The organism is Bacillus sp. GW823-FHT06A11 (assembly GCF_058795355.1).
In genome coordinates this window covers 291,893-306,690 of sequence record NZ_JBXAHS010000002.1, presented here as the reverse complement: position 1 = coordinate 306,690, position 14,798 = coordinate 291,893, and the positions used below count along the sequence as shown (strand labels likewise).

The window sequence follows — 14,798 nt, the reverse complement described above, 5'->3', positions numbered from 1 at the left end:
GAAAGGAGTGCTATACTTCATGCGCGCAATTTTATTAGGTCTTTTATCATCGGCCTTTTTTTCTGCAACCTTTATTATTAATAGAGCAATGAATGTATCTGGAACGAGCTGGGCTTGGACAGCTTCCTTCCGTTTTTTATTTGCTCTCCCTATTTTATTCCTTATCGTTTTATTTCGCAAAAACTTTAGGGGATTATGGAAAGAGTTAAAAAAACATCCATTGGCGTGGATCGGATGGGGTTCTGTTGCCGGTATTGGTTTTTATTCTTTATTAAGTTTCTCAGCTGTCTTTTCTCCAGCTTGGCTCGTTGCTGGAACTTGGCAAGTTACGATTTTAGCTGGTTTACTACTATCACCACTATTTTTTGTGAAAATAGAAACAAAATCAGGTACGAAACTTGTACGTGGAAAAATTCCACTTCGTAGCTTATATGTTGCTTTATTTATTTTACTTGGTGTAATTTGTATGCAAGCAACTGCCGCAGGCCATATTACAATGACTCAGTTCATTTCAGGTTTTTTACCTGTCGTATTAGCCGCTTTCTTATATCCGTTCGGTAACCGAAAAATGATGGAGCTTGTTGGCGGACGCCTTGATACGTTCCAACGTGTATTAGGAATGGCAATTGGAAGTCTTCCTATAACAATTTTGCTTGGTGTATACGGATTTTCTACTACGGGTATTCCAACATCTAGCCAAATGCTTCAAGGATTTTTGTTAGCATTATGTTCCGGCGTTATTGCAACGATGACATTTTTCTTTGCTACTGACTTAGCAAAAGATAACCTGGCTTTACTTGGAGCTGTTGAAGCAACACAAGCTGGAACGATGGTCTTTACCGTACTTGGAGAAATTGTTTTCTTGAATGGTTCGTTTCCTGGCGGGCTTTCCCTACTTGGAATGATTATTATTATGTTAGGAATGGTTGCAAATAGTATTTTAAACCGATCTATTCCAGCCGTTAAACAGAAAAAACCAGCATAAAAAAAGAGTATGGTTCTATAGAGATGAACCATACTCTTTTTTATTGTCCCCCTATTTTGCCTTATCAGAATAGTATTTCATTGGCTGTTTATACTAAAACGTATGTTATAATACGTTTCATGCGCATTAATAGGAGGTAAATTATGTTAAAAAAAGCAATCGCTGAATTTATTGGTACCTTTGTACTTGTATTATTCGGAACTGGAGTAGCTGTCACTGGCGGCGGAATCGAAGGAATTGGAACATTAGGAATCGCTATGGCTTTCGGCTTATCTATTGTAGCTATGGCATATAGCATCGGAACAATTTCTGGATGTCACATTAACCCAGCAGTATCAGTAGCTATGTTCATCAACAAACGCATGAACGCTATGGAACTTTGTTATTATGTATTAGCTCAAATTTTAGGTGGTTTATTAGGAACTGCAACGTTAGTAACAATTTTAAAATCTGCTAAAACACCTTTAGATAATTTAGGACAAAATGGTTTCGGAACTCTTGGTTTATCTGGAGCATTTTTAGTTGAGTTCATTTTAACTTTCGTATTTATTTTAGTTATCGTCGCTGTAACAGGTAAAAAAGGAAGTTCTTCTTTAGCTGGACTAGTAATTGGTTTCACATTAGTTTTAATCCACTTATTAGGAATTCCGTTAACTGGAACATCTGTTAACCCAGCTCGTAGTATCGCACCAGCTTTATTTGTTGGTGGAGAAGCACTTTCTCAACTATGGGTATTCATCATAGCACCAATTCTTGGTGGTATCTTCGCAGCTATCGTAGGTAAATTCATTTTAAATACTGAAAAATAGAATTTTCAATATTTCTGAATAAAAAAAAGCGAGCCCTCATTATGAGGAAGCTCGCTTTTTTATTCTTTCATTTTAGACTTTAGATTTGTAACTAATTGATCTACCGTTACATTTGCAAGCACGTTTTCCATCGCTTCTTGCGCTTGCATTAAAATAATTTCTAATACTGATTGAATATTAGCTCCTACTGGACATTCAATGTTGGGATTTTCATGGAAGGAAAATAGCTGTCCTTCTTCTACAACTTCCACTGCTTTATATACATCAAGTAATGTAATTTCTTCTAAATCTCGAGCAAGTGTCGTACCACCTTTACCAGCTTGTACATCAACAAGTCCTGCTCTCTTCAACATTCCTGTAATGCGACGAATCACAACTGGATTTGTATTCACACTACCGGCAATCCATTCAGAGGTACAGCGAGAGTTTCGATCTATCGCAAGTAATGTCAGCATATGAACACCTACTGTAAAACGACTACTAATCCCCATCTGCACACCCTCCTTTTTATTCATTCTATTAAAAGACGACTCTTATTATTATATACTATTTTTAATTTATACATAAAGAAAAAGCATGATTTCAATAGGAAATCATGCTTTTCTCTCATTATTGACGCTTTATAAATTTCGCTAAATCTTTAAATTTCACTTTATCTGAGTAATTCATTACGCCATTTACGTAAATGCGGCTTGTAACAGCATTTAATATCGCAATTGTCGCCAATAAGACTGCTAATGTTATCGTAATTTCTAGCATACCTGCTTCACCAGCTACAATACGTGAGAAGGTAACCATCGGTGTAAAAAATGGAACGTAAGAACTTACAACAACGATAGTACTATTCGGATCACTTAATGATTTAATACTAATGAAGAATGCAGCCATAATTAAAATCATTACCGGGAAAGATACAGCTTGTAAATCCTCCGTCTTAGACACGACAGCTCCAGCAGCAGCATACATCATTGCATAAAGTAAATATCCCGTAATGAAATAAACAAGAAACATGCTTACAACCTTTGCATCTAATTTCGTAAAGTCAATTGGAATACCAAATAGTGAGGCACTTTCTAAATCGACCCAACCTAACAAATATGGAATAAGATAACCACACGCCAATATGACAAGTTGCAATAAAGCCGTTGAAACAACCGCTAAAATTTTCGCATACATCATCGTAAGAGGTTTCACTTTCGGAAGCATTACTTCCATTACACGTGACGCCTTCTCAGATGCAATATTCATTGCGATTGTATTTCCGAACGCTACAATAAACATATATAAAGCAAATGTAAAGAAATAGGCAATTCCGAAAGAAGATGTACGATCTTTTATCGCTTCTTGCTTTACTTGAATTTCTGTTTGTAATTGCTGTGCAATTTCTGGTGAAACATTATTTTTGGCAATTGTCACCATCGTATATTGTTGCTTTAAATATCCTGCCATAATTGCAGAAGTTGCTTGGCTTGGAAATCCATTATACATATATGTAATCGATGGAGCCCCACCCTTTTCCGTCACATGGAATAGACCATCTAAATCGCCTTCTTCTACTTGCTTATGCAGTTTATCAAAATCATCCTTTGAACCAAGTGTTATTTTTGCTGATGGCAATAACTTATTTAGCTCATCTTTTTGTACTTTATATGTGGAACTCTCTACTACAACTGCAATTTTATCTTTATCCTTATTTTTATCATCGCCTGAAGTAAAATGATTAAATGCAAAAATCCCAAACACAACTAAAAATAAAATGGCACTCGTAATTAATGATTTTTTAGATAAAAATGCTTCCCTAAAATAAAATGAAAATACGTGAGAAAATTTACGCATCGTTATTTCGCCCTCTCTACAAAGATTTCATTTAACGTCGGCTCTAACATTTTGAATTGTCGTAAGCTAACACCTTGCTCTTGCAACTGTTGCAAAATCTTGAGAGCTTCCGCATCGTCTTGTACTTTCACATAAAGAAGGCCTTGTTGTTTTTCATACGATACATGTATAGCCTCTAATCCCTTTTCATTCTCTACTGTATCTTCAATCGTTAAATTACGGAAACCGTATTCTTTCTTAATATCACTTAGCTGTCCTTTTACGACTGCTTCACCTTTTTTCAAAATACATACATGTTGGCAAAAAGCCTCTACTTGTTCCATACGATGACTTGATAAAATAATCGTCTTTCCGCTCTGTACTTGTTCTTCAATAATACTAGCTAACATCCCGGCATTAACTGGATCAAGGCCGCTGAATGGTTCATCTAAAATGAGAAGTTCCGGATTATGAAGAAGAGCAGCAATTAATTGGATTTTTTGCTGATTCCCTTTTGAAAGCTCTCCAGCCGTTTTAAATTTATATTCTGGTATCGCTAAACGCTCTAACCAATGATCAATAGCGTGATCTACTTCTTTCTTCGACATTCCTTCTAATCTACCAAAATATCGCAACTGATCTATTACTCTACTTTTTGTATATAAACCTCTTTCTTCTGGTAAATACCCAATTGTTACGCCACTATCCCCAAATGCTTTTCCATCCCACGTAATCGTACCTTCATTAGGCGTTAATAATCCGAGAAGCATTTTGATTGTTGTTGTTTTCCCTGCACCATTTCGTCCAAGTAATCCTAGTACTTCACCTTTTGGTAACGAAATTTGCAAACCGTTAACTGCTTTTGATTCCCCAAATTGTTTCGTTAAGTTTTGAATTTGTAAACTCAAAGTATAAAGCCTCCCCTTTAGTATCATTCGTACTCTCTTTCAAAGACTATGTTTATTCAAGAAAAAATATAGCACTACACTTCATCCTCTTATATGTAAACACCGTCATTAATCCATCATTTGTTCTATTTAGTTAAAATTGTAAATAACAAAACCCTTTTTGTCAATTATAATTGTCATTACGACAATAAAACTTGTCAAAATAACTATTATTATTTTGCTCATCTTTCTAATATAGGACATACTACTATATATACAAAAGACAATATGCAAATGTTCATATAAAAATATTATATTTTAATATATAATATAAAATGATTTTCTAACATCAAGGAGGATACATATGAAGATGAAGAGGGGCATTACCACTCTATTATCTGTAGCGGTTCTATCTACATCACTTGTAGCATGTTCAGGAACACCAGAGAAAACAGTGGCGAAAGAAGAGAAAGTAAAATTAACAGAACAGCAATTAATGGCTGATTTATGGTATCAAACAGCTGGCGAAACGAAAGCACTTTACTACCAAGGGTACAATATCGGTCAATTAAAGCTTGATGCAGTTCTTGCAAAAGGGACAGAGAAAAAACCTGCTATCGTACTTGATTTAGACGAAACTGTTTTAGATAACAGTCCTCATCAAGCAATGAGCGTAAAAACAGGCAAAGGCTATCCTTACAAATGGGATGATTGGATTAATAAAGCTGAGGCTGAAGCCCTTCCAGGCGCAATTGATTTCTTAAAATATACAGAGTCTAAAGGTGTAGATATTTACTACATCTCAAATCGTAAAACGAACCAACTAGATGCAACAATTAAAAATCTTGAGCGTGTAGGTGCTCCTCAAGCAACGAAAGAACATATATTACTACAAGATCCGAAAGAAAAAGGAAAAGAAAAACGCCGTGAACTCGTTTCTCAAACCCATGATATTGTCTTATTCTTCGGTGATAACTTATCTGATTTCACAGGTTTTGATGGAAAATCTGTAAAAGATCGTAACCAAACAGTAGAAGATTCAAAAGCACAATTTGGTGAGAAATTCATTATTTTCCCGAATCCAATGTATGGCGATTGGGAAGGCGCTTTATATGATTATGATTTCAAAAAATCAGATGCAGAAAAAGATAAAATCCGTCGCGACAACTTAAAATCATTTGAAGTAAAATAAAAGAGGATGGCATTCGCCATCCTCTTTATTTTACTTTCTCTGTTAAAGGCAAGATAAACACTTCCACACGTCTATTCTTTGCCTTTCCTTCTTGTGTATCGTTTGGAGCAATTGAACGGTATTCTCCGTATCCAATCGCACTAAATTTTTCTGGTTTTAATTCTTTATTTTGCAGTAATACTTGCATAAAATTAACTGCCCGCTGCGTACTTAATTCCCAATTCGACGCAAACTGCGCATTGGCAATAGGGACATTATCCGTATGACCCGATACTGTAATTTCACGAGGTGACGCTGAAACAAGTAAGCTAGACATCTCTTTCGCAATCCCTAAAGATTCTAATTTCACATCTGCTTTCCCCGAATCAAACAGTATATTTTCTAATATTGTCACCATTAATCCCTTTTCAGTTAATTTAGTTTGAAAAGAAGAGGATAATTGTTTTTCATTAATATATTGATCAATCTTTTTTTGTAATGCTTTCAATTCATCCATCTCTTTTTTTTCTTTAGCTCTAGCTTCTTCTTGTTTTTTTGCTTGTTCTGCCTCAAGGCTACTTGCTGATAATTCTTTTTCCTCATTTGGCTTTTGATCACTTAAAAATTCTTTGTTACCTGTTCCCCCAGCTAATTCACTTCGAAAAGCAACTGCCATCTGTTTAAACTTCGCAGCATCTATACTACTCATTGCGAATAAAACGATAAACAATGCAAATAACAACGTTAACATATCAGAATATGGAATTAACCACGTTTCATCGATATGCTCATCATGTTTTTTCTTTTTGCCTCTTCTATTTTTCTTACTCCGCATTTTTTTCTGCTCCTTTTTCTAGCTTTTTACGCTCAGTTGCAGAAAGTGCACCTAAAATGCGGTTCTTCATAATAAACGGATATGTACCTTCTTGTAACATTAATAAACAATCAATGATTAAACGTTTTTTCTCAATTTCAGCTGAAGATTTTTGCTTTAACTTATTTGCAAATGGATGCCATAATACATAACCTGAAAAAATACCAAAAATCGTTGCAATAAACGCACCCGAAATAGCATGACCTAACTTTTCAATATCAGTTAAGTTACCAAGCGCAGCTACAAGACCGATAACAGCACCTAAAACTCCTAATGTCGGTGCATACGTACCAGCTTGTGAAAAAATAGCAGCTCCCTTTGCATGTCTTTCTTCAATTGCCTCTAATTCAGATTCCAAAATCTGCTCTAAATCTTCTGCGGATACGCCATCAATCACAAATTTCATACCGCGCAAAAGAAATTCATCTTGAATTTTGTCTAATTGTTGCTCTAAAGACAAAATACCGTATTTTCTACTTTCAGATGTCCAATGAACAAATAATTCTAGCAACTGTTCATAACTTAAATCCTTTTTATTTGAACCAAAAAGAACTTTAAATAGTTTTGGAACCCTTTTTAGTTGATTCATCGGAAATGCAATACATACTGCAGCAAATGTACCGATAAAAATAATTAATGCTGCGGCAGGATTTAATAAGGCTGTTACGTCAGCGCCCTTGACGACCATCCCTACTACCACTGCTAAAAATCCTAAAACAAGTCCAATAATTGTTGCAAAATCCATTCCCATTCACTCCTAGTCTATACAAGAAGTTCTTTATTCTCGATAATCGCTACATCTTCTTATGTATATATATTACATAAAAAATGCAATTCATGAAAGATAAGAAATGAATTATATAAAAAAATACTACAAATTCACACATTTTCTGACATTTTCTTTGCATTTCTATTACGTTATGACTCTTATATTCCTTTTCCAACAAACTAGACTTATAATAAAAAAACGATACACATTTTATTAAGAAGGGACTGTGATTACAAGGCATTATGAAAAAGATAATAATTATTTCTGCCACTACTATTGTAATCGGTATCACATCTTTCACTTACTTTGGTTCTAAATCACCACTACATAATGAAGCGAAAGCTGTCGAAAGTCAAAAACATACTAACCACCCAAAAGAAGAGATTCCTGCTTTTCCAAAAGCTGATCATAATGCAAAGAAAATAGACAATAACTTTTCAGTTGTAACAAATCCAAAATCTAATCTTGTCTTAATTAATAAACATCGAAAACTACCAGATGGATACATTCCTGAAGACTTAACGAGACCAAACGTACCATTTACTAGTCCAAAAGATAAAGAAAAAACATTGCTACGCAAAGATGCTGCGGAGGCACTTGAAAACATGTTCAAAGCTGCGAAAAAAGAAGGGCTTGATCTTACAGCTGTATCTGGTTATCGTTCATACAAACGCCAAAAATCGTTGCATGATACATACGTTAGACGTCAAGGAAAAGCTGAGGCTAATTCAGTAAGCGCAATTCCTGGTACGAGTGAACACCAAACGGGTTTAGCAATGGATATTAGTTCAAAAACAGCTAAATTTCAATTAGAGCCTATTTTCGGGGAGACAGCAGAAGGAAAATGGGTCGCGGAACACGCTCATGAATTCGGCTTTGTCATTCGTTACTTAGAAGATAAAACAGATACAACAGAATATGCATATGAACCATGGCACTTACGCTACGTTGGTAATCCATACGCTACATACCTATATAAACATCACTTAACATTAGAAGAAGCGATGGAAGACAAAAAATAAGAGAGCAAATTGCTCTCTTATTTTTCTTTCACTCTATCATTGTAGTAATTTCTTCTTCCATTCTTCAGGCCATGGTTCGCCTCTTCCTGTTTTTTTCGACGCTTGAACCATCATTCCACGACCTACTAAACAAACCTCTCCTTCTGCATTCTTCACCATATAATGTAGATCTAAAGAAGAGTTCCCAACCGATCCTGCCTTTACATACACCTTCAACTGTTCATCAAAATATATTTGCTTAATAAAATTACATTGTAAATCCGCAACAACGATCATCGTTTCTGATGATGCATGTGTCCACTCTTGCATAAATCCAAGTTCTTTAAACAACGCGATACGAGCTTCTTCAAAATAAGTAAAAGCAACGACATTATTTACATGTCCAAACATATCTACTTCACCAAAACGAACCTTTACAGGATTGTAAAATGAAAAACCACTTTCCCATTTCTCGAAGTCTTCAATATAAGAAATTCTCTTCAACGCTATCTCCCCTTCCTGCCAAAAAACAGAATAAACTGAAAAATACAGTTATAAATATTGCCCCTTCAAAATGAAGAGGCAATATTTATTAATAGTTATTATCGCTACCAAAGAAATCTTTGAACGATTGAATTGTTGTATCACGGTTTAATGCCGCAATTGAAGTTGTTAAAGGAATACCCTTCGGACATGATTGCACACAGTTTTGAGAGTTACCACAGTTTGCTAGTCCTCCATCTCCCATAATTGCACGTAAGCGATCTGCTTTATGCATTTCACCCGTTGGATGTGAGTTGAATAAACGAGCTTGTGATAACGGCGCTGGTCCAATAAAGTCAGACTTACTGTTTACGTTTGGACATGATTCTAAGCAAACACCACATGTCATACATTTTGAAAGCTCATAAGCCCATTGACGCTTTTTCTCAGGCATTCTTGGTCCTGGACCTAAGTCATACGTACCATCAATTGGAATCCAAGCTTTAACGCGTTTTAGAGCATTAAACATGCGACTGCGGTCAACTTGTAAATCACGTACAACTGGGAATGTCTTCATCGGCTTTAAGCGAATTGGCTGTTCTAATTGGTCAATAAGAGCCGTACATGATTGACGTGGCTTTCCGTTAATAACCATCGAACATGCACCGCATACTTCCTCTAAGCAGTTCATATCCCATGCGATCGGAGTTGTTTGGTTTCCTTTTGAATCGACAGGATTACGACGAATTTCCATAAGCGCCGAAATAATATTCATATTAGGACGATATGGAATTTCAAACTCTTGGTCAAACTCTTGTGCATCTGGTCCATCTTGTCTCGTAATGATGAGGCGGATTGTTTTCTCAGACATGTTGTTTATCCCCCTTCTCTTCACCCTTAGCAGCTACATCATGTTTTGAAGAATAATCACGTTTACGTGGTTTAATTAATGAAACATCAACGTCTTCGTAATGGAATGCTGGTGCATTTCCTTCTCCTTCAAATTTTGCCATAGTAGTTTTTAAGAAGTTTGCATCATCACGATTTGGGAATTCAGGTTTGTAATGCGCCCCGCGGCTCTCATTACGGTTATATGCGCCAATTGTAATAACACGTGCTAACTCAAACATATTTGCAAGTTGACGTGTAAATGAAGCACCTTGGTTACTCCATCTCGCTGTATCGTTAATGTTAATACGTTTGTAACGATCCATTAACTCTTCAATTTTCGCATCTGTTTCTAATAACTTTTTATTTTCACGAACTACTGTAACGTTATCTGTCATCCATTCTCCAAGCTCTTTATGAAGAACATATGCATTTTCATTACCATCCATCGTTAAAATATTGTTAAATTTCTCTGTTTCGATTAATTCATTTTGCTCATATACAGTAGATGAAACAGCATCTGATGATTTAGAAAGACCTTTCATATATTCAATTGCGTTTGGTCCTGCTACCATACCACCGTAAATTGCTGATAATAGTGAGTTTGCACCAAGGCGGTTACCACCGTGCATAGAATAATCACACTCACCTGCTGCAAATAAACCTGGAATACTAGTCATTTGCTTATAGTCAACCCATAGTCCACCCATTGAATAGTGAACAGCTGGGAAGATTTTCATTGGTAGTTTACGAGGATCATCCCCTGTAAATTTCTCATAGATTTCAATAATTCCACCAAGTTTAATATCTAGTTCTTTCGGATCTTTATGAGAAAGATCTAAGTACACCATGTTTTCACCGTTAATACCTAGTTTTTGCTCTACGCAAACATCAAAGATTTCACGCGTTGCGATATCACGAGGTACAAGGTTTCCGTAAGCCGGATATTTTTCTTCTAAGAAGTACCATGGTTTACCATCTTTATATGTCCAAACACGTCCACCTTCACCACGTGCAGATTCACTCATAAGACGTAATTTATCGTCTCCAGGAATTGCCGTTGGGTGAATTTGAATGAACTCACCATTTGCATAATATGCACCTTGTTGATATACAGCAGAAGCTGCTGTACCTGTATTAATAATGGAGTTTGTTGATTTTCCGAAAATGATACCAGGGCCCCCTGTTGCCATAATCACGGCATCAGCTCCGAAACTTTTAATCTCCATAGTTTGTAAGTCTTGTGCAACGATTCCTCGGCACACACCTTCATCATCAACAACAGCTCGTAAGAAATCCCAGCCTTCATATTTCGTTACAAGTCCTGCTACTTCGTGACGACGTACTTGCTCATCTAATGCGTAAAGTAATTGCTGTCCAGTTGTTGCACCAGCAAATGCTGTACGGTGATGTTGCGTTCCACCAAATCGACGGAAATCAAGAAGTCCTTCTTCCGTACGGTTGAACATAACACCCATACGGTCCATTAAATGAATGATACCAGGTGCTGCTTCACACATTGCTTTAACTGGTGGTTGGTTCGCTAAGAAGTCCCCACCATAAATTGTATCGTCAAAGTGGATCCATGGAGAATCCCCTTCACCTTTCGTATTTACGGCACCGTTAATTCCGCCCTGAGCACATACAGAATGTGAACGTTTTACTGGTACTAAAGAAAACAGTTCAACATTTACTCCTGCTTCTGCCGCTTTAATCGTTGCCATTAAGCCAGCCAAGCCACCGCCGACTACTATAAGTTTCCCTTTCATGCTCTCCCACTCCTTACTGATTTGCTAGCTGTGGATCGATGAACGCTAATAATGCACTCACACCTACATAAGATAGACCTAAGAAAATAGCTAATGTTACATAAGTAGAGATTCTTTGTGAACGTGGAGATACTGTAATTCCCCAGCTGATGCAGAATGTCCATAGTCCATTTGCAAAGTGGAAAATTGTTGAAACAACACCAACTAAGTAGAATGCAAACATAGCTGGATTGTTTAAAATATCTGCCATCATATCATAGTTTACCTCTTTACCTAACATTGCTTGAATACGAGTTTCCCAGACGTGCCAAGAAATGAAAATCAGCGTAACGATACCTGAAATTCTTTGGAAAACGAACATCCAGTTACGGAAATAACCGTAAGAAACCGCATTGTTCTTAGCTGTAAATGCAATATATAAGCCATATATAGCATGGTACAGTATCGGTAAAAAGATGATGAAAATTTCTAGCGCATACCGGAATGGAAGGAGCTCCATAAAGCCTGCAGCTTTGTTAAAAGCCTCTGCTCCTCTTGTTGCAAAGTTGTTTACAATTAGATGTTGCGTCAAAAAGACACCAACCGGGATGACCCCCATTAATGAGTGCCACTTACGAAACGTATACTCGCGGCCTTTCATGTCCCCATTACCCCCTTGAATGTTTGACTGCTGTTTTCAGATTAATTTATAACAATAATGTTTTTTCACTATTGGCATAAGAAAAACTGAAAAAATTATTCGAAATATTTCAGCATAATTTGATAACAAGTTCATTTTACCCCTATTTTTGTCGAAGCGTCAAGAAAACGTATACATAATTTGCATATAATTTGGCAATTCTTTTTTTCTTCTTAGATATTCAGATTTCCCTAAAGAAAAATCTGTTTTTATAAATGAAAAATGTTATATAATAATCCCTATAGAAAGAGGGGAATATTGTGAGTAAAAATACAATCGATATAACATCTTTAGAAGATGTTTCATTGAACGCCTTCGCTTATGAATTGCTACGTGAAGAATTACTACCTGATTTAATCGGCAACGATTTAGATGGTATTTTATACTGGTCTGGTAGAAACCTTGCAAGAAAATATCCGCTAGAAACAATTGAAGAAGTCATTCAGTTCTTTGAAAAAGCTGGCTGGGGCACTTTAAGCATTATTGAACATAAGCGTCGTGAAATGCAGTTCCAACTTAAAGGCACACTCATTGCAGAACGTCAAAAACAAAAACGACATTCTTCTTATCAACTAGAAGCTGGATTCATCGCTGAACAAATTCAAAAGCAACGGAACGTCGTTGCAGAGTCATACGAAGAAAAGAAAAAACGTTCTGACTCTATTACATTTCTTGTAAAATGGGATATAAAAGATCTCATTGAAGTGTAAGCATTACCTACAGTCAACTAGACATATCAGTTTAGTTGACTTTTTTGTATTTTCATTCAGATGCATTTATTTTAAATCTTCAGAAATTATACCAAAAAACAGAAGACGTTGTAAACTACAACGTCTTCTTATCTGTTAAATACGTATAAATCGTCTCCGCGACATTTTTCGGCATACCCGCTTCGACAAATTCCTCTATAGAAGCTTCTTTCATCTTCTTTAATGAACCAAAATGTTTTAACAATACCTTTTTCCGTTTATCACCTATTCCTGGAATGTCATCCAATGCTGATTGAATGACAGATTTCCCATGTAATTGACGATGGAATGTAATCGCAAATCGATGCACCTCATCTTGAATACGCTGCAATAAATAAAATTCTTGGCTATTTCTCTCAAGCATCACAGGTTCCGGTGGGTCCCCAATAATTAAATGGGAGGTTTTATGTTTATCATCTTTCACAAGACCTGCCATCGGAATATATAATCCGAGCTCATTCTCTAGAATATCACTTGCAGCCGCTAGATGGCCTTTTCCTCCATCAATAATAATCAAATCAGGTAAAGGTGAATTTTCTTTAAGGGCCCTTGTATAACGGCGCCTCACAACTTCTCTCATAGACTCATAATCGTCTGGCCCTTGAACCGTTTTAATTTTATATTTTCGATACTCTTTCTTCGCCGGTTTCCCATCGATAAAAGCAATCATTGCAGAAACAGGATTTGTTCCTTGAATATTTGAGTTATCAAACGCTTCAATACGATACGGCGTTTCAATCCCAAGCTGCTTCCCTAAATGATCTACTGCTTTAATCGTTCGTTCTTCATCACGTTCAATTAAGTAAAACTTCTCTTCAAGAGCAATTTTCGCGTTTTTATTTGCTAATTCTACAAGGTCTTTTTTCTTACCACGTTTCGGCTGTGTCGCTTCTACTTCTAAAAAGCGCTCTACTAATTCCGAGTCTATACTTCCTGGAACGACAATTTCCTTCGGCTTAAAATGACTACTGTTTTCATAAAATTGGCCGATAAATGTTAAAAAGCCCTCTTCTGGTTCATCGTAAATTGGAAACATAGAAACATCACGTTCAATTAGCTTTCCTTTTCGAACGAAGAAAACTTGAACACACATCCATCCTTTATCCACTGCATATCCAAACACATCACGATCCACTAAGTCACTCATAATCATCTTTTGTTTTTCCATAATCGCATCAATATGAGCAATTTGATCACGCAACTCTTTTGCACGTTCAAACTCTAGTTTCTCTGAGGCCTCATACATTTTTACTTCTAATTCTGAACGAACTTCTTTATGTCCACCATTTAAAAACTTAATAATTTCATCTACAATTTCTTTATTTTGTTCTTCCGTCACTTCTTTCACACACGGCGCTAAGCATTGACCCATATGATAATACAAACAAACTTTATCTGGCATATTCGTACATTTCCGAAGTGGATACATACGATCTAGCAGTTTTTTCGTTTCATGAGCAGATTGTGCATTTGGATAAGGACCAAAATACTTTCCTTTATCCTTTTTTACATTTCGAGTAATGAGTAAGCGCGGTTGCTTCTCCGCCGTAATTTTAATAAAAGGATATGTTTTATCATCTTTTAATTGAATATTATATTTCGGATCATATTTTTTAATTAGATTTAACTCTAAAATAAGTGCTTCTAAATTCGAAGAGGTTACAATATATTCAAAATCAACAATTTCTCCTACAAGCCGCAGTGTTTTCCCATCATGTGAACCAGTAAAGTACGAGCGCACACGATTTTTAAGCACTTTTGCCTTTCCAACATATATAACCGTTCCTTGCTTATCTTTCATCAAATAACAACCAGGTTGATCTGGTAAAATAGCCAACTTCTCTTTCAAATGTTCGTGCACTCGTCTCCCTCCATTTCTACATACTTAGCATTTTTATTTTCCCTTGAAAACATACTAT

15 protein-coding genes are annotated in these 14,798 nt (G+C 36.1%); 5 read left to right on the top strand and 10 right to left on the bottom strand.

Annotation, left to right across the window (positions count from 1 at the left end):
- The first annotated feature begins 19 nt into the window (after window positions 1-19).
- Both AC1Q8L_RS10065 and AC1Q8L_RS10060 read left to right on the top strand, forming a co-directional pair.
- The gene (locus AC1Q8L_RS10065; RefSeq protein WP_001201640.1) at window positions 20-985 is read left to right on the top strand and encodes a DMT family transporter; all 966 of its coding nucleotides are present in this window, start codon (window positions 20-22) and stop codon (window positions 983-985) included.
- Between the two features lie 143 nt (window positions 986-1,128).
- Window positions 1,129-1,794, top strand: a complete 666-nt coding sequence (locus AC1Q8L_RS10060) for an aquaporin (RefSeq protein WP_000913212.1) — start codon at window positions 1,129-1,131, stop codon at window positions 1,792-1,794.
- Window positions 1,795-1,853: 59 nt separating this feature from the next.
- On the opposite strand, the gene AC1Q8L_RS10055 is transcribed toward AC1Q8L_RS10060, so the two are convergent.
- The 3 genes from AC1Q8L_RS10055 to AC1Q8L_RS10045 all read right to left on the bottom strand — a co-directional run bounded on the left by AC1Q8L_RS10055 (window position 1,854) and on the right by AC1Q8L_RS10045 (window position 4,517).
- Window positions 1,854-2,285, bottom strand: coding sequence for an Rrf2 family transcriptional regulator (locus tag AC1Q8L_RS10055; RefSeq protein ID WP_000512998.1), 432 nt, complete (start codon window positions 2,283-2,285; stop codon window positions 1,854-1,856).
- A 118-nt stretch (window positions 2,286-2,403) separates the two neighbouring features.
- Window positions 2,404-3,630, bottom strand: a complete 1,227-nt coding sequence (locus tag AC1Q8L_RS10050) for an ABC transporter permease (protein WP_001224987.1) — start codon at window positions 3,628-3,630, stop codon at window positions 2,404-2,406.
- A gap of 2 nt (window positions 3,631-3,632) precedes the next feature.
- The gene (locus AC1Q8L_RS10045; RefSeq protein WP_065229401.1) at window positions 3,633-4,517 is read right to left on the bottom strand and encodes an ABC transporter ATP-binding protein; all 885 of its coding nucleotides are present in this window, start codon (window positions 4,515-4,517) and stop codon (window positions 3,633-3,635) included.
- Between the two features lie 343 nt (window positions 4,518-4,860).
- Between AC1Q8L_RS10045 and AC1Q8L_RS10040 the strand changes: the two genes are divergently transcribed.
- The gene (locus AC1Q8L_RS10040; protein ID WP_000782771.1) at window positions 4,861-5,688 is read left to right on the top strand and encodes a 5'-nucleotidase, lipoprotein e(P4) family; all 828 of its coding nucleotides are present in this window, start codon (window positions 4,861-4,863) and stop codon (window positions 5,686-5,688) included.
- 25 nt (window positions 5,689-5,713) lie between these two features.
- Here AC1Q8L_RS10040 and motB read toward each other — a convergent pair whose 3' ends face one another.
- Window positions 5,714-6,502 carry a flagellar motor protein MotB gene (gene motB, locus AC1Q8L_RS10035; RefSeq protein WP_001256740.1) on the bottom strand — a complete coding sequence of 263 codons (789 nt, stop codon included), beginning with the start codon at window positions 6,500-6,502 and terminating at the stop codon, window positions 5,714-5,716.
- Window positions 6,492-7,286 (bottom strand): flagellar motor stator protein MotA, encoded by a 795-nt coding sequence (gene motA / locus AC1Q8L_RS10030; protein ID WP_000344862.1) that lies wholly within the window; start codon window positions 7,284-7,286, stop codon window positions 6,492-6,494. The genes motB and motA overlap by 11 nt, the downstream gene beginning before the upstream one ends.
- A 266-nt stretch (window positions 7,287-7,552) precedes the next feature.
- Here motA and AC1Q8L_RS10025 point away from each other — a divergent pair, with 266 nt between their 5' ends.
- The gene (locus tag AC1Q8L_RS10025; protein WP_098311914.1) at window positions 7,553-8,332 is read left to right on the top strand and encodes a M15 family metallopeptidase; all 780 of its coding nucleotides are present in this window, start codon (window positions 7,553-7,555) and stop codon (window positions 8,330-8,332) included.
- 36 nt (window positions 8,333-8,368) lie between these two features.
- Here AC1Q8L_RS10025 and AC1Q8L_RS10020 read toward each other — a convergent pair whose 3' ends face one another.
- The 4 genes from AC1Q8L_RS10020 to sdhC all read right to left on the bottom strand — a co-directional run bounded on the left by AC1Q8L_RS10020 (window position 8,369) and on the right by sdhC (window position 12,091).
- Window positions 8,369-8,815, bottom strand: coding sequence for an acyl-CoA thioesterase (locus tag AC1Q8L_RS10020; protein ID WP_000822727.1), 447 nt, complete (start codon window positions 8,813-8,815; stop codon window positions 8,369-8,371).
- A gap of 88 nt (window positions 8,816-8,903) precedes the next feature.
- Window positions 8,904-9,665: a succinate dehydrogenase iron-sulfur subunit gene (gene sdhB, locus AC1Q8L_RS10015; protein WP_001291830.1), complete on the bottom strand. Its 762-nt coding sequence runs from the start codon at window positions 9,663-9,665 to the stop codon at window positions 8,904-8,906.
- Window positions 9,658-11,451 carry a succinate dehydrogenase flavoprotein subunit gene (gene sdhA / locus AC1Q8L_RS10010; RefSeq protein WP_000676743.1) on the bottom strand — a complete coding sequence of 598 codons (1,794 nt, stop codon included), beginning with the start codon at window positions 11,449-11,451 and terminating at the stop codon, window positions 9,658-9,660. The genes sdhB and sdhA overlap by 8 nt, the downstream gene beginning before the upstream one ends.
- A gap of 13 nt (window positions 11,452-11,464) precedes the next feature.
- Entirely contained in the window at window positions 11,465-12,091 is a 627-nt protein-coding gene (gene sdhC / locus AC1Q8L_RS10005) for a succinate dehydrogenase cytochrome B558 (protein WP_000678354.1), read from the bottom strand.
- A gap of 299 nt (window positions 12,092-12,390) precedes the next feature.
- Here sdhC and AC1Q8L_RS10000 point away from each other — a divergent pair, with 299 nt between their 5' ends.
- On the top strand, window positions 12,391-12,840 hold the full coding sequence (locus AC1Q8L_RS10000; protein ID WP_000042214.1) for a YslB family protein: 450 nt from the start codon (window positions 12,391-12,393) through the stop codon (window positions 12,838-12,840).
- A gap of 115 nt (window positions 12,841-12,955) precedes the next feature.
- Here AC1Q8L_RS10000 and uvrC read toward each other — a convergent pair whose 3' ends face one another.
- Window positions 12,956-14,740, bottom strand: a complete 1,785-nt coding sequence (gene uvrC, locus AC1Q8L_RS09995; protein ID WP_000544300.1) for an excinuclease ABC subunit C — start codon at window positions 14,738-14,740, stop codon at window positions 12,956-12,958.
- Between the last annotated feature and the right edge of the window lie 58 nt (window positions 14,741-14,798).